At 71.3% G+C, this 21,213-nt stretch carries 14 protein-coding genes; 12 read left to right on the forward strand and 2 right to left on the reverse strand.

Annotation, left to right across the window (positions count from 1 at the left end; genetic code table 11):
- Window positions 1-112: 112 nt before the first annotated feature.
- From C1N81_RS29540 to C1N81_RS29570, 7 genes are all read left to right on the forward strand, one after another.
- Window positions 113-1,132: a rod shape-determining protein gene (locus C1N81_RS29540; protein WP_018531437.1), complete on the forward strand. Its 1,020-nt coding sequence runs from the start codon at window positions 113-115 to the stop codon at window positions 1,130-1,132.
- 135 nt (window positions 1,133-1,267) lie between these two features.
- Window positions 1,268-2,215, forward strand: a complete 948-nt coding sequence (gene mreC, locus C1N81_RS29545; RefSeq protein ID WP_394434143.1) for a rod shape-determining protein MreC — start codon at window positions 1,268-1,270, stop codon at window positions 2,213-2,215.
- A 14-nt stretch (window positions 2,216-2,229) separates the two neighbouring features.
- Window positions 2,230-2,904, forward strand: a complete 675-nt coding sequence (gene mreD, locus C1N81_RS29550) for a rod shape-determining protein MreD (protein ID WP_394434145.1) — start codon at window positions 2,230-2,232, stop codon at window positions 2,902-2,904.
- A gap of 83 nt (window positions 2,905-2,987) precedes the next feature.
- A complete protein-coding gene (gene mrdA / locus C1N81_RS29555) occupies window positions 2,988-5,168 on the forward strand; it encodes a penicillin-binding protein 2 (protein WP_394434147.1) in 2,181 nt (726 codons plus the stop codon).
- A 5-nt stretch (window positions 5,169-5,173) separates the two neighbouring features.
- The gene (gene rodA / locus C1N81_RS29560) at window positions 5,174-6,373 is read left to right on the forward strand and encodes a rod shape-determining protein RodA (protein WP_394434149.1); all 1,200 of its coding nucleotides are present in this window, start codon (window positions 5,174-5,176) and stop codon (window positions 6,371-6,373) included.
- Between the two features lie 305 nt (window positions 6,374-6,678).
- The gene (locus C1N81_RS29565) at window positions 6,679-8,193 is read left to right on the forward strand and encodes a CYTH and CHAD domain-containing protein (protein ID WP_394434151.1); all 1,515 of its coding nucleotides are present in this window, start codon (window positions 6,679-6,681) and stop codon (window positions 8,191-8,193) included.
- Between the two features lie 41 nt (window positions 8,194-8,234).
- Complete coding sequence (locus C1N81_RS29570) at window positions 8,235-10,190, forward strand: TIGR03960 family B12-binding radical SAM protein (RefSeq protein WP_394434153.1); 1,956 nt, start codon at window positions 8,235-8,237, stop codon at window positions 10,188-10,190.
- Between the two features lie 78 nt (window positions 10,191-10,268).
- On the opposite strand, the gene C1N81_RS29575 is transcribed toward C1N81_RS29570, so the two are convergent.
- Window positions 10,269-10,856, reverse strand: coding sequence for a TerD family protein (locus C1N81_RS29575; RefSeq protein WP_394434155.1), 588 nt, complete (start codon window positions 10,854-10,856; stop codon window positions 10,269-10,271).
- 207 nt (window positions 10,857-11,063) lie between these two features.
- On the opposite strand from C1N81_RS29575, the gene C1N81_RS29580 reads away from it, so the two are divergent.
- From C1N81_RS29580 to obgE, 5 genes are all read left to right on the forward strand, one after another.
- On the forward strand, window positions 11,064-11,846 hold the full coding sequence (locus tag C1N81_RS29580; RefSeq protein ID WP_394434157.1) for a TIGR03936 family radical SAM-associated protein: 783 nt from the start codon (window positions 11,064-11,066) through the stop codon (window positions 11,844-11,846).
- 242 nt (window positions 11,847-12,088) lie between these two features.
- Window positions 12,089-16,339, forward strand: coding sequence for an Rne/Rng family ribonuclease (locus C1N81_RS29585; protein WP_394434159.1), 4,251 nt, complete (start codon window positions 12,089-12,091; stop codon window positions 16,337-16,339).
- Window positions 16,340-16,620: 281 nt separating this feature from the next.
- Window positions 16,621-16,941: a 50S ribosomal protein L21 gene (gene rplU / locus C1N81_RS29590; RefSeq protein WP_361075264.1), complete on the forward strand. Its 321-nt coding sequence runs from the start codon at window positions 16,621-16,623 to the stop codon at window positions 16,939-16,941.
- A 16-nt stretch (window positions 16,942-16,957) separates the two neighbouring features.
- Entirely contained in the window at window positions 16,958-17,215 is a 258-nt protein-coding gene (gene rpmA / locus C1N81_RS29595; RefSeq protein WP_026245994.1) for a 50S ribosomal protein L27, read from the forward strand.
- A gap of 144 nt (window positions 17,216-17,359) precedes the next feature.
- A complete protein-coding gene (obgE, locus tag C1N81_RS29600; protein ID WP_394434161.1) occupies window positions 17,360-18,808 on the forward strand; it encodes a GTPase ObgE in 1,449 nt (482 codons plus the stop codon).
- A gap of 105 nt (window positions 18,809-18,913) precedes the next feature.
- On the opposite strand, the gene C1N81_RS29605 is transcribed toward obgE, so the two are convergent.
- Window positions 18,914-21,013 carry a hypothetical protein gene (locus tag C1N81_RS29605; protein WP_394434163.1) on the reverse strand — a complete coding sequence of 700 codons (2,100 nt, stop codon included), beginning with the start codon at window positions 21,011-21,013 and terminating at the stop codon, window positions 18,914-18,916.
- Between the last annotated feature and the right edge of the window lie 200 nt (window positions 21,014-21,213).

Genomic DNA, 21,213 nt, shown 5'->3' on the forward strand with positions numbered 1-21,213 from the left:
AGGCGAGACTACGATGGAAGCCTCCACGCCACACGCGTCCACCTCTCGCCTACCTGACAAGCAATCAAACGCTCCACTTGGGAAGGCCAGACGAATCCTGATGGGGAACTCAATGTCGTTCATCGGCCGTGACATGGCTGTCGACCTCGGGACCGCCAACACGCTGGTGTACGTCAGGGGTCGAGGAATCGTGCTCAACGAGCCGTCCGTGGTCGCGATCAACACCAATACCGGTGGCATCCTCGCGGTCGGTGCCGAAGCCAAGAAGATGATCGGCCGTACGCCGGGCAACATCGTGGCGGTGCGTCCCCTGAAGGACGGCGTGATCGCCGACTTCGAGATCACCGAGCGGATGCTCCGCTACTTCATCCTGAAGATCCACAAGCGGCGCTACCTCGCCCGCCCCCGGGTGGTCGTGTGCGTGCCGTCCGGCATCACCGGCGTCGAGCGCCGCGCGGTCATCGAGGCCTCCTCGCAGGCCGGTGCCCGCCAGGTGCACATCATCGAGGAGCCCATGGCGGCCGCCATCGGCTCCGGCCTCCCGGTCCACGAGGCCACCGGCAACATGGTGGTCGACATCGGCGGCGGCACCACCGAGGTCGCGGTCATCTCGCTCGGCGGAATCGTCACGGCACAGTCCATCCGCGTCGCGGGCGACGAGCTGGACAACGCGATCATCCAGCACATCAAGAAGGAGTACTCGCTCCTCCTCGGTGAGCGCACCGCCGAACAGATCAAGATCACCATCGGCTCCGCGTACGACCTCGACTCCGACGAACACACCGAGATCCGCGGCCGCGACCTCGTGTCCGGGCTGCCCAAGACCGTCGTCATCTCGGCGGCGGAGGTCCGCAAGGCCATCGAGGAACCGGTCAACGCGATCGTGGACGCGGTCAAGACCACCCTCGACAAGTGTCCGCCGGAGCTGTCCGGCGACGTCATGGACCGCGGCATCGTGCTGACCGGCGGCGGCGCCCTGCTGCGCGGCCTCGACGAGCGGCTGCGCCGCGAGACCGGCATGCCGATCCACATCGCCGAGGACCCGCTGGACAGCGTGGCGCTCGGCTCCGGCAAGTGCGTGGAGGAGTTCGAGGCGCTCCAGCAGGTGCTGGACGCCTCGCCCCGCAGATAGCCGGGTGCGTACACCCGAAAGGGCGGTCCGCCGTACGAGTGCCTGCCACTTCGTGCGGCGGATCGTTGATATATAGGCAGAGCATAAATCCGCAGAATCACCCAGAATTCGCTCGAGGAAGGCACGCCGCCGCACGTGAGGGACACACGAGAGAGCCGGCTGCTCCTGGTGCTGCTGGTCGCCATCGCGTTCGCACTGATCACGATGGACATCCGCGGCGGTGAGGACTCGCCGGTCGACGGTGCCCGCCAGGCCGCCGCCAAGGTCTTCGGCCCGGTGGAGAGCGGCGTCGCCGGTGCGGTCGACCCCATCGGCAACGCCATCGGCGCGGTCCGCGACTCCGGCGAGCGGCACGACCGCATCAGCCAACTGGAGCGCGAGAACGCCGCGTTGAAGGCCAAGCTCGGCAGCGACGACCGCAACCGGAGCAAGATCCGCCAGCTCGACACCATGCTGAAGACGGCGGGCGCCGGCCAGTACGGCATCAAGGGCGCCCAGGTCATCGCCATAGGGTCGGCGCAGGGCTTCTCCTGGACCGTCACGATCGACGCGGGAGCCAACGACGGCCTCAAGCGCGACATGACGGTGCTCAACGGGGACGGGCTCGTCGGCCGCGTCACCACCGTCGGCCCCGACACGGCCACGGTGCTGCTCGCCAACGACCCCGACTTCACCGTCGGCACCCGCATGGAGAAGACCGACGAGCTGGGCTTCACCTCCGGGCAGGGCGACCGCCCGCTCCGCGTCCAGCTGCTCAACGGCAAGGCCAAGGTCAAGAAGGGCGACCGGCTCGTCACCTTCGGCTCCCAGGCCGACAAGCCGTTCGTGCCCGGCGTGCCCGTCGGCACGGTCGTCCGCGTCGATCCGTCCGGCGGCGACCTGACCCGTACCGTCTACGTGCAGCCCTACGTCGGGTTCACCAAACTCGACATCGTCGGCGTCGTCGTGCAGCCCCCGCGCTCCGACCCGCGCGACACGGTCCTGCCGTCCAAGCCCGCCAAGCCCAAGCCCGCGCCGACGGTCACCGTCACCGTCACCCCGTCCGCGCCCGCGGACGGCGCCGCCGGCAACGGCTTCGAGTAGGAGGAGCAACAACCATGCGCTTCAACCGGATGCTGCTCTCCGTCAGCCTCGTCGTCGTCGCCCTCGTCATCCAGGTCTGTGTTCTGGCCCGGCTCCAACTGCCCGGCGCCGTACCGGACTTGCTGCTCCTGACCGTCCTCGGCCTCGCCCTGGTCTACGGGCACACGGGCGGCGCCCTCGTCGGCTTCGGGGCCGGCCTGCTCGCCGACCTCGCCCCGCCCGCCGACCACGCAGCCGGGCGCTACGCCCTGGTGCTCTGCGTGATCGGCTACCTCGCGGGCCTCGCCAAGCCGGACAACGGGAAGCTGCGCTCGGCCGCGGGCCCCATGCTCGTCGTCGTCGGCGCCGCCATCGGCACGACCCTGCTGTACGCGGGCGTCGGCGCCCTCGTCGGCGACACCGCCGCCCGCCACGTCGGCCTCGGCTCCCTGCTGTTCACCGCCGCGCTCTACGACCTGCTGCTCGCGCCCTTCGTCGTCCCCGGCGTGATGGCGCTCGCCAGACGCGCCGAGCACGATCCGCTCGCCGAGACCTCCGGCGGCTCCGCCAAGACCGCCGACGTCTCCGCCGGCTGGCTCTCCGCCGGCACCGGGCTGCGCATCGGCAACCAGCGCGGCGGGCTGCGCATGAAGACCGCCAAGGCGCGCGCCGCCCGTGCCGGGCGCATCAAGGGGGTCAAGCGCCTGTGAACCCGCTGCCGCCCAGGCACTTGGCGCACAGCTTCCAGGTGTACACGTACTCGTACTCGTACTGAGAGGGGGAGCCCGCCACCGTGACCAACATCCCCGAGACGGGCCGGACGCCGCGCGTCCAGATCCGGCTCATCGTCCTTCAGATCCTCGTCCTCTCCCTCCTGCTGACCCTCGGCGGCCGCCTCTGGTACCTCCAGATCCGCAACGGCGACGAGTACGCGAAGGAAGCCTCCGGCAACCACGTGCAGCAGGTCGTCAGCCCGGCCACCCGCGGCTCGATCCTCGACGCCCGCGGCGTGCCCATCGCGGACAACGAGACCCGGCTCGTGGTCTCCGCCTCCCGCACCGACCTCATGAAGATGAAGGACGACGGCAAGGCGGTCCTCGCCAAGCTCGCCGCCGTCCTCGGCCTCAAGGCCAAGGAGGTCGAGGAGAAGGTCCGGCTGTGCGACGCCAAGACGCCGCAGCCCTGCTGGAACGGGTCCCCGTACCAGCCCATCCCGATCACCGACGAGGCCACGCCCAAGCAGGCGCTGCAGATCCGCGAGCGCAGCGAGGACTTCCCCGGCATCACCGCCGAACCGACCGCCGTACGCCGCTACGCGGGCCCCGGCGGCTCCAACACCGCACAGGTCCTCGGCTACCTCTCCCCGGTCACCGACGCGGAGATCGAGAAGGCCAAGGACTCCGACTCGCCGTACCTGCGCTCCGACCAGGTCGGCCGCTCCGGCCTCGAGCGCACGTACGACAAGGAGCTGCGCGGCAAGGCGGGCGTCACCCGGTACGAGGTCGACAACCTCGGCCGCGTCATCGGCCGCGCCGACAGCGACAAGGCGGAGGCCGGGGCGAACGTCGTCACGTCGATAGACGCACGCGTGCAGGCCGTCGCCGAGTACGAGCTGAACGAGGCGATGAAGACCGCCCGCAAGGAGTTCGACAAGAACACCGGGACGAACTACAAGGCCGACTCCGGCGCCGTCGTGGTCCTGGAGGCCAAGACCGGCCGCGTCGTCGCCATGGCCTCCAACCCGGCCTACGACCCGAACGCCTGGGTCGGCGGCATCTCCGGCAAGGACTACGCCGACCTCACCGGCAAGAAGTCCAACTACCCGCTCCTGAACCGGGCCATCCAGGGCCAGGCGGCCCCCGGCTCGATCTTCAAGGTCGTCTCGACGTCGGCGGCGGTCAAGGCCGGTTACGAGTTCAACGGGAGCTACCCGTGCACCAGCTCGTACTCGATCGGCGGCCAGGTCTTCAAGAACTTCGAGTCGGCGGACCACGGGTCGATCAGCCTGGGCCGCGCCCTGGAGGTCTCCTGCGACACCGTCTTCTACGGCCTCGCGCACAACGAGTGGAAGAAGGACGGCGGCCTCCGGGGCAACAAGGACACCCAGGACTGGTTCTACAAGACCGCCCACCAGTTCGGCCTCGGCAAGGAGACCGGCATCGACCTGCCCAACGAGGTCACCGGCCGGGTCCCCGACCGCCAGTGGAAGCAGCGGTTCTGGAAGGCCAACAAGGACTCCTGGTGCAAGTCCGGCAAGAAGGACGGCGACTACGTCCAGAAGCTGAACTACGAGAACTGCCTCGAAGGCAACCTCATGCGCGCCGGTGACGCCGTCAACTACTCCATCGGCCAGGGCGACACCCTCGTCACGCCGATACAGATGGCGTCGATCTACGCCGCCATCTCCAACGGCGGCACCCTGCACCGGCCCGAGGTCGGCAAGGCCGTCGTCAGCGCCGACGGCAAGCAGGTCAGCGAGATCAAGCCGCAGTCCAACGGCAAGCTCCCCATGAGCCACAAGACCCGCGACCAGATCGACTCGGCCCTCGCGGGCGTGGCGACCCGCGGAACCGCCGCCTGGCGCTTCCAGAACTGGCCGCAGGACAAGATCCCCATGCACGCCAAGACCGGTACGGCCGAGGTCTACGGCAAGCAGACCACCTCGTGGTTCGCCACGTACACCAAGGACTACTCGATCGTCATGACGATCTCCCAGGGCGGTACGGGCTCCGGCGCGTCCGGGCCCGCCGTCCGCAAGATCTACGACGCCATGTACGGGCTCGACAGCAACGGCAAGCAGGACCTCAAGAAGGCGCTGCTTCCCCAGCCGCAGACCGCGCTGCCGAAGATCGACCGGGACGGCTCGATCGACGCCCCGGAGATCAAGCCGTACAAGCCGCAGAAGGAAGTGCCGCCCGAGCAGCAGCAACTGGCGGGCGCCCCCGCCGCGGGCGCGTACGGCAGAAGGGACTGACCCGCATGGCCGGCACCAATGGCTTCTCCGTCTCCGGGTACGGTCCCCAGCGCTCCACCATGTCGCGGCTGCTCGCCCGCGACTCCATGGTGCGGCGCCTCGACTGGCCGATACTGTTCTCCGCCCTCGCCCTGTCGATGATCGGCGCCGCGCTCGTCTACTCGGCGACGCGCAACCGCACCGAGCTCAACCAGGGCGACCCGTACTACTTCCTGCTCCGGCACCTGCTCAACACCGGCATAGGGCTCGCCCTGATGGTGGGGACGATCTGGCTCGGCCACCGCACCCTGCGCGGCGCGGTCCCGATCCTCTACGGCATCTCCGTCCTCCTGGTGCTGCTCGTCCTCACCCCGCTCGGCGCGACCGTCAACGGGGCGCACGCCTGGATCATCATCGGCGGCGGCTTCTCGCTCCAGCCCTCCGAGTTCGTGAAGATCACGATCATCCTCGGCATGGCGATGCTGCTCGCGGCGCGCGTCGACGCCGGTGACCGGGACCACCCCGACCACCGGACCGTCCTCCAGGCGCTCGGGCTCGCCGCCGTCCCCATGGCCGTCGTCATGCTGATGCCCGACCTCGGGTCCGTCATGGTCATGGTGATGATCGTGCTCGGCGTGCTGCTCTCCTCCGGCGCGTCCAACCGCTGGGTGCTCGGCCTCATCGGGGTCGGCGCGGCGGGTGCCGTGGCCGTATGGCAGCTCGGCGTCCTCGACGACTACCAGATCGCCCGCTTCGCCGCGTTCGCCAACCCGGCGCTCGACCCGGCGGGCGTCGGCTACAACACGAACCAGGCGCGCATCGCGATCGGGTCGGGCGGCCTGTCCGGCGCGGGCCTCTTCCACGGCTCCCAGACGACGGGCCAGTTCGTCCCGGAACAACAGACCGACTTCGTCTTCACCGTCGCCGGTGAGGAGCTCGGCTTCGTCGGAGCGGGCGCGATCATACTGCTGCTCGGCATTGTGCTCTGGCGCGCCTGCCGCATCGCCCGCGAGACGACGGAGCTGTACGGCACGATCGTCGCCGCCGGCATCATCGCCTGGTTCGCCTTCCAGGCGTTCGAGAACATCGGCATGACGCTGGGCATCATGCCCGTGGCGGGCCTGCCGCTGCCCTTCGTCTCCTACGGAGGGTCGTCGATGTTCGCGGTGTGGGTGGCGGTGGGGCTGTTGCAGTCGATCCGGGTGCAAAGACCGCTGTCGGCTTAGCCGGTTTTTCGGGACGGGGCTGCGCCCCTGTCCGCCTCTTCGCCGTAGCGGGTGGCCGTTCTCTCGCGGGTGCGCGTTCACCGTGGCCGGTCGCGCAGTTCCCCGCGCCCCCGAAGGCATGCGCTGCGCGCAGCCTTTCCCCGGGGAGATGCCGCACGAAGTGCGCATCTCAGGGGCGCGGGGAACTGCGCGACCAGCCACGACGTGACCCGCACCCGAAGAACCGCCCCCCGAAGGACCGAACGCGGCCCGGGGCCCCGCCACGCCCCCTATCCGGGGCCCCACGTGACGTCTAGATTCGAATCATGGCGGAGACGAAGCGCGAGATCGAGCGGAAGTACGACGCCCCCGACGAGGACTTTCACCTGCCTGATCTGCACAAGGTGCCGGGCGTGGCCGAGGTCATCGAGAAAGGCGTCGTCGAACTCGACGCCGTGTACTACGACACGCCCGACCAACGGCTCGCCGCGCAGCGGATCACGCTGCGGCGCCGCACCGGCGGCGACGACGCGGGCTGGCATCTGAAGCTGCCGGTCGGGGTCGCCGACGGGGTGCGGGACGAGGTGCGGGCGCCGCTCTCCGACGAGGTGCCGCGCGCACTCACCGGCCTGGTGCGGTCCCGGGTGCGGGGCGCGCAGCTCGTCCCCGTCGTGCGGCTGCGCTCGTCCCGCGACGTCACCCACCTGGCCGACGCCGACGGCACCGTACTCGCCGAGGTCTGCGTCGACGCCGTCCGCGCGGAGCGGATCGGCGGCGAGCAGGCCACCGAGTGGACGGAGATCGAGGTCGAGCTGGCCGACGACGGCGACCCGGCGTTCCTCGGCAAGGTCGAGAAGCGGCTCCGCAAGGCCGGGGTCGAACGCTCCGCCTCCGCGTCGAAGCTGTCCCGCGCCATGGACGAGACGGGTATCCGCAGCCCGGAGACCCCGGCGAAGGCACAGCCCGTCACCGCCGGGGAGCACGTCCTCGCCCGGCTGCGCGCGCAGCGTGACGCCCTCGTCGACCTCGACCCCGCCGTCCGCCGCGACCTGCCCGACGCCGTGCACCAGATGCGGGTCGCGACCCGGCGCCTGCGCAGCGCGTTCAAGACGTACAAGAAGGTCCTCGACCCGGCCGTGACGGGGCCGGTCGGGGAGGAGCTGAAATGGCTCGCCGGGGAGCTGGGCGTCGACCGTGACCGGGAGGTCCTGACCGAGCGGCTCACCGCCCGGATCGACGCGCTGCCCCGCACCCTCCTGCTCGGCCCCGTCCGCGGGCGGCTGCGGATCTGGGCCGTCGCCCGCCGCCTCGGCTCGCGCCGGCGCACCGTCGCCGTGCTCGACGGCAGGCGCTATCTGACGCTCCTGGAGACGCTCGACGCGCTGCTCGCCGACCCGCCGCTGCTGCCCGCCGCCGACCGCCCGGCCGCGAAGGTGCTGGTCAAGGCGGCTCGCAAGGATCACGCCCGGCTCGCCGCCCGGATCGAGCACGCCCTCTCCCTCGCACCCGGCACCGACCGCGACCACGCCCTGCACGACGCCCGCAAGGCGGCCAAACGAGCCCGTTACGCGGGGGAGACCGGTGTCCCCGCGCTCGGCAAGCAGTCGAAGAAGTTTGCGAAGCGCGTCAAGAAGGTGCAGTCGCTGCTCGGCGACCACCAGGACTCCGTCGTCGCCCGCGAGGCGCTGCGCGACCTGGCGATCCAGGCGCACGCCGCGGGGGAGACCGCCTTCGCCTGGGGTGTGCTGTACGGGCAGGAGCAGGCGGCGGCGACCGAGGGGGAGCGCGCGCTGCCGGAGGTGTGGAAGCGGGCGGCGAAGCCGCGCTTGTCGGCGGGTTAGGCTTGAGGGTCACCCCTGCCAGCTCACAAAGGTCCACGGTTATGCCTGCCGAAGCCGCCGCCGCGGCACCCCAAGTGGTCGAGTCTGTGTTTCCGCAGCTCGAAGCGCTGCTCCCGCATGTGCAGAAGCCGATCCAGTACGTCGGCGGAGAACTCAACTCCACGGTGAAGCCGTGGGAGTCCGCCGATGTCCGCTGGGCGCTGATGTACCCGGACGCGTACGAGGTCGGTCTGCCCAACCAGGGCGTCATGATCCTCTACGAGGTCCTGAACGAGCGCGAGGGCGTCCTCGCCGAGCGCACCTACAGCGTCTGGCCGGACCTCGAAGCCCTGATGCGCGAGCACAAGGTGCCGCAGTTCACGGTCGACTCGCACCGCCCGGTCAAGGCGTTCGACGTCTTCGGCCTGAGCTTCTCCACCGAGCTCGGCTACACGAACATGCTGACCGCGCTCGACCTGGCCGGCATTCCGCTGGAGTCCAGGGACCGTACGCTCGACGACCCGATCGTCCTCGCGGGCGGCCACGCGGCGTTCAACCCGGAGCCGATCGCGGACTTCATCGACGCGGCGGTCATCGGCGACGGCGAGCAGGCCGTCCTCGACATGACCGAGATCATCCGCGCGTGGAAGGCCGAGGGCCGTCCCGGCGGCCGCGAGGAGGTGCTGTTCCGCCTCGCGAGGACCGGCAACATCTACGTCCCCGCGTTCTACGACGTCGAGTACCTGCCCGACGGGCGGATCGGCCGCGTCGTGCCGAACAAGTCGGGCGTGCCGTGGCGGGTCTCCAAGCACACCGTCATGGACCTCGACGAATGGCCGTACCCGAAGCAGCCGCTCGTGCCGCTCGCGGAGACGGTCCACGAGCGGATGTCCGTCGAGATCTTCCGCGGCTGCACCCGCGGCTGCCGCTTCTGCCAGGCCGGCATGATCACGCGCCCCGTGCGGGAGCGAAGCATCACCGGCATCGGCGAAATGGTCGAGAAGGGCCTGAAGGCGACCGGTTTCGAGGAGGTCGGCCTGCTCTCGCTCTCCTCCGCCGACCACACCGAGATCGGCGACATCGCCAAGGGCCTCGCGGACCGGTACGAGGAAGACAAGATCGGCCTCTCGCTGCCCTCCACCCGCGTCGACGCCTTCAATGTCGACCTGGCCAACGAGCTGACGCGCAACGGCCGCCGCTCGGGCCTCACCTTCGCCCCCGAGGGCGGCAGTGAGCGCATGCGCAAGGTCATCAACAAGATGGTCAGCGAGGAAGACCTCATCCGTACCGTCGCCACGGCGTACGGCAACGGATGGCGTCAGGTGAAGCTGTACTTCATGTGCGGCCTGCCCACCGAGACCGACGAGGACGTCCTCCAGATCGCCGACATGGCGATGAACGTGATCCAGAAGGGCCGCGAGGTCTCCGGCGCCAATGACATCCGCTGCACGGTGTCGATCGGCGGCTTCGTGCCCAAGCCGCACACCCCGTTCCAGTGGGCGCCGCAGCTCTCCGCCGAGGAGACGGACGCCCGGCTCACCAAGCTCCGCGACAAGATCCGCGGCGACAAGAAGTACGGCCGCTCCATCGGCTTCCGCTACCACGACGGCAAGCCCGGCATCGTCGAGGGCCTCCTCTCCCGTGGCGACCGCCGCATCGGCGACGTCATCCGCGCGGTCTACGAGGACGGCGGCCGCTTCGACGGCTGGCGCGAGCACTTCAGCTACGACCGCTGGATGGAGTGCGCCGCGAAGACGCTGCCCGCGCACGGCGTGGACGTCGACTGGTACACGACGCGCGAGCGCACCTACGAAGAGGTCCTGCCCTGGGACCACCTGGACTCCGGCCTCGACAAGGACTGGCTCTGGGAGGACTGGCAGGACTCGCTCGACGAGACCGAGGTCGACGACTGCCGCTGGACGCCCTGCTTCGACTGCGGTGTCTGCCCGGCGATGGACACGTCCATCCAGGTCGGCCCGACCGGCAAGAAGCTGCTGCCGCTGACGGTCGTGAAGTAAGTAGGGCCTACGCACGCGAAGGGGCGGCCGGTTGACCACAACCGGCCGCCCCTTCGGCGTACGCCCTGTGCCCGCGCGCTACTTGCTCACGGCGAACCGCATCAGGGCGACCTCGTCACCCTGCTTGATCTTGCCCGTCTCATTGATGACCTGCAGCTTCCAGGCGCCGCCCGGGGCGCGCACCGCCTTCGCCACCGCGCACCCGTTGTCCGTGCTCAGCATCGAGGGCCAGATGTCGGCGACCTGCTGGCTGCTGCCGCCCGTCGCGTCGTAGACCTTGATGCTGACATTGCGCGCCTTCTGGAAGGAGCTGCCCTTCTTGAACGCGGCCGCGATGAAGACGATCGACGTGATGTTCTGCGGGATCCGCGCGAACTCGACCGTCACCGTCTCGTCGTCACCGTCGCCCTTGCCCGTCTGGTTGTCACCGCTGTGCACCAGCGAGCCGTTGGCCAGCGGGTCGAGCGAGTCGAGGCCCGCGAGGCGCACCGGGTCGGCGCCCTGCATCGCGATGGCGATCAGGTCCAGGTCCGTGCCCTGCTTGCGGCGCAGTGCGCCCAGGACGCCGCCGCTGCTCCCGGAGGTGGGGTCCCACGAGACCCCGATGGACAGGTGCGTCACCCCGTTCAGGTCCGCCGGGCCGTCTTCCTTCGTGAGCGTGATCATGCGAGGAGCCCCCTCGTAGTGGCGCTGATGACAGCGCTGATTTTGCCTTTTCGAGAGAGTCAACGTCCATGTACGCCCATGAGTGCCCGTCCTGGGGGAACCGGACGAGTGACGTGGACGTAGTCTTGGTAAGCAGCACGACCGTACTCACGAAGGATCAGGACACTGGGCAAGCGACAGCCCGTAGGCCCGCCGCCCGCACCCGCGGTGCAGCGCATCCGACTGCGTTACACCAAGCGCGGCCGCCTCCGGTTCACCAGCCACCGAGACTTCCAGCGCGCCTTCGAGCGGGCCCTGCGCCGCGCCGAGGTGCCCATGGCGTACTCGGCCGGGTTCACGCCGCACCCGAAGGTGTCGTACGCCAATGCCGCACCCACCGGCACGGGCAGTGAGGCCGAGTACCTGGAGATCGCGCTCACCGCGGAGCGGGACCCCGACACGCTGCGGAAACTGCTCGACGAGTCGATGCCCGTCGGCCTCGACATCGTCGACGCCGTCGAGGCCCGTACCTCGGGCCTCGCCGACCGGCTCGCCGCCTCCGTGTGGGAGCTGCGGCTCGACGGTGTGAGCGTCGAGGAGGCCGCGCGCGCCGCCGAGGCGTTCCGCGCGGCGGAGACCGTCGAGGTCCAGCGCCGGACGAAGAACGGCATCCGCACGTTCGACGCCCGCGAGGCCGTCGTCAGTCTCGACGCCGCCGACGCGCAGGTCGATAGGCCCGGTGAGCGGGCCTGTGCGATACTGCGGCTGGTTGTTCGGCACGTGACGCCTGCCGTACGACCCGACGACGTCCTGTCCGGTCTCCGCGCCGTGGCTGACCTGGCGCCGCCGGTCCCCGCAGCGGTGACCAGGCTGGCGCAGGGGCCTTTCGATGAAGAGACCGGCACGGTGACCGACCCGCTCGCGCCCGACCGCGAGGCAGTCCAGGCCCCCCGACCGGAGGCCGCCGGAGCTGCCGCCGCGACGGCGTCTGCCGTGGAAGGTCCCGCGTAAGGCGGTCGTCGTAGCGCCGCCCTCGTACTCGGGAGCCACCTGGGTCGGGCAGCGCACCCACCCAAGGACTTTCGCCAGGCCGTACGTACCTCGCGTACCGGAACCGGCGAGAACAGACAGAGAGCCCCCGTGCGGCGCCCGCGCCCCGGACCGGCGGCACCGCGCCACTCGCGCGAGCCGCAGGCGTCACCGGTCATCCGGATGAGGCGCGGCGCCCGGGGGCCGACGGGAGACACACCCGCATGCCCGAGCAGAACGAAGCCACCAGCCCCGAGTGGGACAGCCCCAGCGACACCCTGCCCCCGCGCCGTAGGCGCCGGGCCGCGTCGCGTCCCGCGGGCCCGCCCGCCGGACAGGCCGCCGTCGAGAACGCGCCGGCCATACCGGCCGCCGCCGCGGACGCCGAGTCCGAGCCCGCCGCGTCCCCGGCCGCCGAGGCCCCCGCACAGGACGCCGCCCCCGCCGCCCGCCCGCGCCGCCGCGCCACGCGCCGCGCCTCCGCACCGGCCGGTGCGCCCGCCGCCGCGTCCGCGCCGGACGAGACGCAGGAGACGGACGAGACGGAGGAGGTGGACGAGGCGACCGCGACGGCCGAGACCGTGCAGCCCGTCGCCGCCGCCGCGTCCGCCCAGGAACTTGCCGAGCCCGCCGCCGAGGAGCCGGCCCCGCGCCGCTCCCGCCGCCGCGCCACCCGCGCCGTGTCGACGCCGGTCGCCGAGCCGGGCCAGAGCACCGAGCAGGCCGCGCCCGCCGCCGAACCCGAGCAGCCGGCCGCCGAGGCCGAGCCCGCCGCCGAGGCGCCCGCGCCGCGTCGTCGCCGCGCCACGCGTGCCGCGGCCGCGCCGACCGCCGAGACCGAGGCCGCGCCCGCCGCCCCCGCTTCCGCGCCGGAGGCCGCCGAGGCGCCCGCGCCGCGTCGCCGCCGCGCCACCCGCGCCGCGGCCGCACCCGCTGCCGAGACCGAGGCGCAGGCCCCGGCCGAGGCCGCGCCGGCCGCCGCCGAGCCGGAGGCCGCCGCGGAGGAGTCCGCGCCGCGCCGCCGTCGCCGTGCCACCCGTACGGCCTCCGCGCCCGCCGCCTCCACCGAGGCCCCGGCCGCCGAGGAGACCGTCGAGGCGCCTGTCGCCGAGCAGCCCGCAGCCGGGGAGCCGGCCGAGGACGCCGCCCCGCGCCGCTCCCGCCGCCGCGCCACCCGCGCCGTCGCCGCCCCGGAGGCCCAGGCCGCCGAGCCCGTGGCCGAGGCTGCCGAGCCCGCCGCGCCCGCCGAGGCGCAGCCCGAGCAGGCCGAGCAGCCCGAGGCCGCCGCGCCGCGCGGCCGTCGCCGTGCCACCCGCAAGGCCGCCGGCGGTTTCGCCGAGCCGAAGGCCCAGCGGTCCGCGTCCAGGGCCGCCCGCGAGGAAGAGGGCGGGGGCCGTCCGAAGCGGCCGTCCGTCGCCGTCTTCCAGGCGCCGGTCTTCACCGAGCCGATGTTCCAGACGCCGGAGCGCGCCGCCGCCGCTGCCGCGGCCGAGGCCGCCGAGGAGAAGCCCGCGGCCGCCGAGCCCGCCGCCGGTGCCGCCGTCGTCGCCGCCGAGGAGGAGCAGGCCCCGCGCCGTCGCCGCCGCAGGCGCGCGAGCGACGAGCAGCAGCCTGTCGAGCAGCCCGTCGAGGCCGAGGCGCAGGTCGCGGCCGAGGAGCCCGCGGAGGCGGACGAGCCGGGCGACGACCAGGACGAGAACGACAACGAGAACGGCGACCGTCCGGCCCGCCGCCGCCGTCGCGGTGGCCGCCGCCGTCGTCGCGGCGAGTCCGCCGACGCCGACAACGACCAGGACGAGTCCGGTGACCCGGACGCCGACGCCGAGCAGGACGCGGCCGACACGGCCGACGCCACCGCCGACAGCACGGACGGCGCCGAGCACGACGGCCGGGACGAGCAGGACGAGCAGCACGGGCACGACGACCGGGACGACAACTCCGGCTCCGGTTCGAGCAGCAGCCGTCGTCGCCGTCGTCGTCGCCGTCGCGCCGGTGACGCCGGGCCCGAGAGCGAGCAGCACGGCTCCGACGACCCGGAGCGTACGGTCGTCAAGGTCCGTGAGCCCCGCAAGAAGGACAGCTTCGCCGAGCGTGAGCGCTCGTCGACCTCCTCGGACGAGGTGCAGTCCATCAAGGGCTCCACGCGTCTGGAGGCCAAGAAGCAGCGCCGCCGCGAGGGCCGCGAGCAGGGGCGCCGCCGCGTCCCGATCATCACCGAGGCCGAGTTCCTGGCGCGCCGCGAGGCCGTCGAGCGCGTGATGGTCGTCCGCCAGAACGGCGAGCGCACCCAGATCGGCGTCCTCGAGGACGACATCCTTGTCGAGCACTACGTCAACAAGGAGCAGTCGACCTCGTACGTCGGCAACGTCTACCTGGGCAAGGTCCAGAACGTGCTGCCGTCGATGGAGGCCGCCTTCATCGACATCGGCAAGGGCCGCAATGCGGTGCTCTACGCCGGTGAGGTCAACTTCGAGGCGCTCGGCATGGCCAACGGGCCGCGCCGCATCGAGACCGCCCTCAAGTCCGGCCAGTCCGTCCTCGTGCAGGTCACCAAGGACCCGATCGGCCACAAGGGCGCCCGCCTGACCAGCCAGATCTCGCTGCCCGGCCGCTACCTGGTCTACGTGCCCGAGGGCTCGATGACCGGCATCAGCCGCAAGCTGCCCGACACCGAGCGGGCGCGTCTGAAGACCATCCTCAAGAAGATCGTCCCCGAGGACGCGGGCGTCATCGTGCGCACCGCCGCCGAGGGCGCGAGCGAGGACGAGCTGCGCCGCGACGTCGAGCGTCTGCAGGCCCAGTGGGAGGACATCCAGAAGAAGTCCAAGCAGATCTCGACGTCGTCGCCGAGCCTGCTGTACGGCGAGCCGGACATGACGGTCCGCGTCGTGCGCGACATCTTCAACGAGGACTTCTCCAAGGTCATCGTCAGCGGTGACGACGCCTGGGAGACCATCCACGGCTACGTCAACCACGTGGCGCCCGACCTGGCCGACCGCCTCCAGCGGTGGACCAGCGAGGTCGACGTCTTCGCGACGTACCGGATCGACGAGCAGCTCGCCAAGGCGCTCGACCGCAAGGTGTGGCTGCCCTCCGGCGGCTCCCTCGTGATCGACAAGACCGAGGCGATGGTCGTCATCGACGTCAACACCGGCAAGTTCACCGGTCAGGGCGGCAACCTCGAAGAGACCGTGACGAGGAACAACCTCGAAGCGGCCGAGGAGATCGTGCGCCAGCTGCGCCTGCGCGACCTGGGCGGCATCGTCGTCATCGACTTCATCGACATGGTCCTGGAGTCCAACCGCGACCTGGTCCTGCGCCGCATGCTCGAATGCCTGGGCCGCGACCGCACCAAGCACCAGGTCGCCGAGGTCACCTCGCTCGGCCTCGTCCAGATGACCCGCAAGCGCGTCGGCCAGGGCCTCCTGGAGTCCTTCTCCGAGACCTGCGTGCACTGCAACGGGCGCGGCGTCATCGTCCACATGGAGCAGCCGGTCTCCGGCGGCTCGACCGGCGGCAAGCGCAAGAAGCGCGGCCGCGGTGGCAACGGCGGCGAGCAGGGCCACGACCACGGCCACGACCACGCTCACGAGCACAGCCACGACCAGGGTCACGACCACGAGGCCCGGACCACCGCCGGGCCGGTCGAGACCGAGGCCGAGGTCGCCGCCGAGGCCGCCGCCCCCAAGGCGCTGGCCGAGCCCGACTTCGCCCCGGACGAGGAGCTGTACTCCAGCGCCGCCGAGGCGGAGGCCGCGGCGAGCCGTGGCGGCCGTTCGCGCCGCCGCGCCACGCGCCGGGCGTCGGCCCCCGCGGGCGCGCCGAAGGAGCCGGTGGTCGCCGAGGCGCCCGCCCCGGCCCCCGCGCCGGAGCCGGCCGTCGAGGCGGAGGCCCCGAAGGAGGCCGAGCCCGTACAGCCGGAGCCCGCTCAGGAGGAGGCCCCGGCGCCGCGTCAGCGTCGTCGTGCCACGCGCAAGGCGTCCGCGCCCGCCGGTTCCCCGAAGGCGTCCTCCGAGGAGGCCGCCGAGGTGACCGTCACGGAGCCGGCGAAGCCGGTCCAGGCCGAGGAGCCGGTCGCCGAGGCGCCCGTGCAGGCCGAGCCCGTGCAGCAGGAGGCTCCCGCGCCGCGTCCGCGCCGCCGTGCCGTCCGCAAGGCCACCGCGCCGACCGCGTCCGAGGAGGCGGCCGTCCTGGTCGTCCCGTCGGCCACGGAGGACGCGCCGGAGGCCGAGCCCGGGGCGGAGGCCGCCGACGAGGCGCCCGCCGCCAAGAAGACGGCCCGCAAGACGGCCAAGAAGGCGACGGCCAAGAAGGCCGCCACCAAGAAGACCGCGGCCAAGAAGACGGCCGCGAAGAAGACGACGGCCAAGAAGGCGGCGAAGACCACCACCGCCAAGAAGACGGCCGCGAAGAAGACCGCGGCGGCCGGTCAGCAGCCGCCGTCCGGCGTCACCGCGTCGGCCGACGAGGGCTGATCCGGCGAGGTCCGAGGCACCGGCGCCCCCGTACAGCACACCGCTGTACGGGGGCGCCGCCCTTCTCCCGCCCCTCCGGCCGTGCTTCTCGGAGCTTCGTGAAGGGCCGGTTTGACCCTTGTCGGGGCGGACCCGTAATCTTGACCGTCGGCGTGTCCATCGAGACGCCGCACTCCCGTAAACCTTTTTCCTCCGGGCGCATCCCCCTGGGATCGACCGGAGAGGCCGCACCCGTGCGGCTGGACTGCGGGGGTCCCGTTCCGAGCGAAAGAGAGATCCGCGTGTACGCCATCGTGCGCAGCGGTGGTCGCCAGCACAAGGTTGCTGTCGACGACATCGTTGAGGTTGACAAGATTCCCACCGCCAAGGTTGGCGACACCGTAGAGCTCTCTACGCTGCTCGTTGTCGACGGCGACGCCGTGACCAGCGACCCGTGGGTGCTGGCCGGGATCAAGGTCCAGGCCGAGGTCGTGGACCACCACAAGGGTGCGAAGATCGACATCCTTCGCTACAAGAACAAGACCGGCTACCGCCGTCGTCAGGGCCACCGCCAGCAGTACACGGCGATCAAGGTCACTGAGATCCCCGCGGCTGCGAAGTAAGGGTAGGGACTGAGACATGGCACACAAGAAGGGCGCATCGTCCACTCGGAACGGGCGCGACTCCAATGCTCAGCGGCTCGGCGTGAAGCGCTTCGGCGGCCAGACCGTCAACGCCGGTGAGATCCTGGTCCGCCAGCGCGGCACCCACTTCCACCCGGGCAACGGCGTGGGTCGTGGCAAGGACGACACGCTGTTCGCGCTCGACGCCGGTGCGGTGGAGTTCGGTACCCACCGTGGCCGCAAGGTCGTGAACATCGTTCCGGTCGCCGCCTGACGGGCGTAGCCGACCAGTTCTTTTTTCGCGAGGCGGACCTCACTTCCCCCTGGGGAAGCGGGTCCGCCTTTCGCGTGTTGTCCCTGGGTACAGCACGCTGAAGCAGTATCAGCAACATCCGTTCGTTTCTGGAGGCACTGACCAATGACCACCTTCGTGGACCGCGTCGAACTGCATGTCGCCGCGGGTAGCGGAGGCCACGGCTGTGCCTCCGTCCACCGTGAGAAGTTCAAGCCGCTCGGCGGCCCGGACGGCGGCAACGGCGGCCGTGGCGGCGACGTCATCCTGGTCGTGGACCAGTCGGTGACGACGCTCCTCGACTACCACCACTCCCCGCACCGCAAGGCCACCGCGGGCAAGCCCGGCGAGGGCGGCAACCGCTCCGGCAAGGACGGCGAGGACCTGGTCCTGCCCGTCCCCGACGGCACGGTCGTCCTCGACAAGCAGGGCAATGTCCTCGCGGACCTCGTCGGCGAGGGCACGACCTTCGTCGCCGCCCAGGGCGGCCGCGGCGGCCTCGGCAACGCGGCGCTGGCCTCGGCCCGCCGCAAGGCCCCCGGCTTCGCCCTCCTCGGCGTCCCCGGCGACCTGCGCGACGTCGTCCTCGAGCTGAAGACCGTCGCCGACGTCGCCCTGGTGGGCTACCCGAGCGCCGGCAAGTCCTCGCTCATCTCCGTCCTCTCGGCCGCCAAGCCGAAGATCGCCGACTACCCGTTCACGACGCTTGTCCCGAACCTCGGCGTCGTCACGGCCGGTGCGACGGTCTACACGATCGCCGACGTCCCCGGCCTCATCCCCGGCGCCAGCCAGGGCAAGGGCCTGGGCCTGGAGTTCCTGCGCCACGTCGAGCGCTGCTCGGTCCTCGTGCACGTCCTGGACACGGCGACCCTGGAGTCCGACCGCGACCCCGTCTCCGACCTCGACACCATCGAGGCCGAGCTGCGCGAGTACGGCGCGGGCCTGGAGAACCGGCCGCGCCTCGTCGTCCTCAACAAGATCGACGTGCCCGACGGCCAGGACCTCGCCGAGATGGTCAGGCCCGACCTGGAGGAGCGCGGCTACCGCGTCTTCGAGGTCTCCGCCGTCGCACACAAGGGCCTCAAGGAGTTGTCCTTCGCCCTCGCCGACCTGGTGGGCACCGCGCGCGCCGCGAAGCCGAAGGAGGAGGCGACCCGCATCGTCATCCGCCCGAAGGCCGTGGACGACTCGGGCTTCACCGTCACCCGCGAAGAGGTCGACGGCGAGCCGCTGTTCCGCGTGCGCGGCGAGAAGCCGGAGCGCTGGGTCCGCCAGACCGACTTCAACAACGACGAGGCCGTCGGCTACCTCGCCGACCGGCTCAGCCGCCTCGGCGTCGAGGACCAGCTGATGAAGGCGGGTGCGCGCAACGGCGACGGCGTCGCCATCGGCCCCGAGGAGAACGCGGTCGTCTTCGACTGGGAGCCCACCATGATGGCGGGCGCCGAGATGCTCGGCCGCCGTGGCGAGGACCACCGCATGGAGGCGCCGCGTCCGGCCGCCCAGCGCCGCCGCGACCGGCAGGCGGAGCGGGACGAGGCGGAGCAGGCGTACGACGAGTTCAAGCCCTTCTGAGGGCTTTGAGCCGGTACGGGTGAGGGCCCGGGGAGATCATCTCCCCGGGCCCTCACCCGTACCGCTCATTGCTCGGACTGCGTGAACCGCGTGGAGCGGCGGCGGTCACGTCGTCAGCGCGTCCGCGTCCTCCGACTCCGGCGCCGCCTCCGAGGCGATCGCGTCGGCCACCTGCTCCTCGACGGAGTCCTCACGCTGCGAGGGGATGTCCGTCTCGCCGCGCGCCGCCATCCGGGCGCGGCGCTCGTCGGCCCGCTCGCACAGGGCGCGCACGGCGCCGTTGAAGCGGTCGATCGAGGGCGGGTCCGAGGGGCCGAGGAGCTGCTCCTTGAGCTCCAGACGGGCCGTGCCGTACGCGTCGTGCTCCTCGCCGCGCACGGCCGCGAGGAGGGCGGGCACTTCGTGCGCGTCCGGCGCCAGGATCGTCGCGGCGCTCACCGTCGGGAAACCGGCGCGGAACTCGGCCTCGGTGAGCCCCGAGGTGTTCGCGACGGCGTACGGCTTCTCGCTGGCCAGCCAGTCGGAGACGACCGAGGAGACATCGGAGACGAGGACGTCGGCCTGGTTGAAACAGGTGAAGATCGCGGGCCGGGCCTCGGTGACGACGAGGTGCTCCCACTCGGGGAACGAGGCCCAGTACGCCTCCTCCCACGCCGCCGTCGCCTCGGCCACGGCCGCCTGCCGGTCGCCGTCGGGGCTGCCCTGGAGCAGCATCTTCTCCATGTCGTCGGCGCTGGTGCGGAACGCCGTGGAGGTCAGCTTGTCCAGGGCGGCGGTGCGGCGGGCCAGCTCGGCGGCGGCCTCGGGGCCGGGCCGGGCGCCGGAGCGGCGCGTGTTGGCCTCGCGGATCATCGCCATGATGCGCTCGTTGGCGGCGCCCGCGGCGGGGACCTGCGAACCGGTCATCGGGTGCGGCTTGTAGACGAGGCGCACACGGTCGTCGGCGAGCAGGTGGCGGACGATGTTCTCACCGGCCAGGATCACCGAGGTGTTGCCCGGGTTGCCGTCCCAGCCCTCCCACGTGGGGGCGTACAGGACGGTCGTGTAGGGCTTGGTGGCGGGGCCGGACGCGGTCCTGATGGGGGAGAGCTGCGGGCGGCCCACCTCGACGACGTCCTTGTCCTCGACGCCGACGTCGGCCAGCTGGTATCGGTCGCGGGCGGCGGGGCCCGCCACCCACACCTCGTCGTAGGCCTTGGCGTACGGGTTGCAGGACGAGAGCTTGTCGGACTCGCCGTGGTTGATGAACGCGTGCTTGATCGTCGGGATGCGCAGCACCTGCGAGGTCTTCGCGGCGTTCGCCGGGTGCAGCATCATCTTCAGCGTCGAGTTCTCCAGGGAGAACATCGTGGCGACCTTCGGGAAGCAGATGATCGGCACGTCGGTGGCGTCGATCTTGTTGACCATGAAGCGCTCGCGCAGCACGATCAGCGGCTTGCCTTCCACCTCGGCGAGGGTGGGGAGCCACATGTTGGCCTGGTACGCGGAGGTCGTGCCGCCCGAGAAGTACATGGCGACGGTCGGCTTGTACTCGGCGAGCCACGCGTCGAGCCACTCCATGACCTTGGCCTCGGTCAGCGACCGCTTCCTGGGCAGCAGCCAGGTGGCCAGGTAGAGCATGCCGCCGCCGAACAGGACGACCGAGAGGCCGATGCCGATGCCGCCCCAGTAGGCGTCGGTCGTCGCGGCCGTGATCAGCAGGCCCGCGGTGGCCGGGATCGAGAAGGCGAGGAGGCGGTGGCTGGGGCGCCGGGCCAGGATGCGCGGCGGGGCGGCGGAAAGGCGCAGCGCCGAGGCGTCGATGTTGCGGGTGAGGATCGGCAGCGTACGGGTGCGGCGCACGAGGACCGCGGCGGCCTGGCATCCGAAGTGCAGCACGTAGACGGCGAGGAGCGCGAAGAGCAGCGGCGCCTGCTCGCCCGTCGGGTCGATCCCGTCGATGCGCAGCAGGCCGACGAAGATCAGCATGTCGCGCAGCAGCTGTCGCACGGTGACGTCGAAACGCACCTTGGCCAGGAGGGACAGCAGGCCCGGCTGCCGGTACTGCAGATAGGTGTCGAGGGCGAGTCCGGCCGCGCTCGCGGCGACGAACACCGGGACGTTCGGGAGGGACGCGCTGACGAGCTGGGCCACGAAGAGCGCGAACATCGCCAGCAGCGCTGAGAGCTGCACGATGCGGCGCGGGGCAAGTCCGGCGGAGGGCACGGGCTGGGCTCCTGGCAGAGATAGGAGGGGACTAGGAGGGAAACAGGGCGGAACGGTAAGGGGTCGGCCGTGAAAAGGCTGACCACTGACCGTATGACTTCGAGCGGTCCCGTAGCAATCCTCCGTGACGGCAATCACCCGAAATAGGGTCAAAAGCCATGCAACTCGGAGGTCCAAGATCCCATCGGGGGCCGTCGGCC

The organism is Streptomyces sp. SGAir0957 (genome assembly GCF_043523415.1).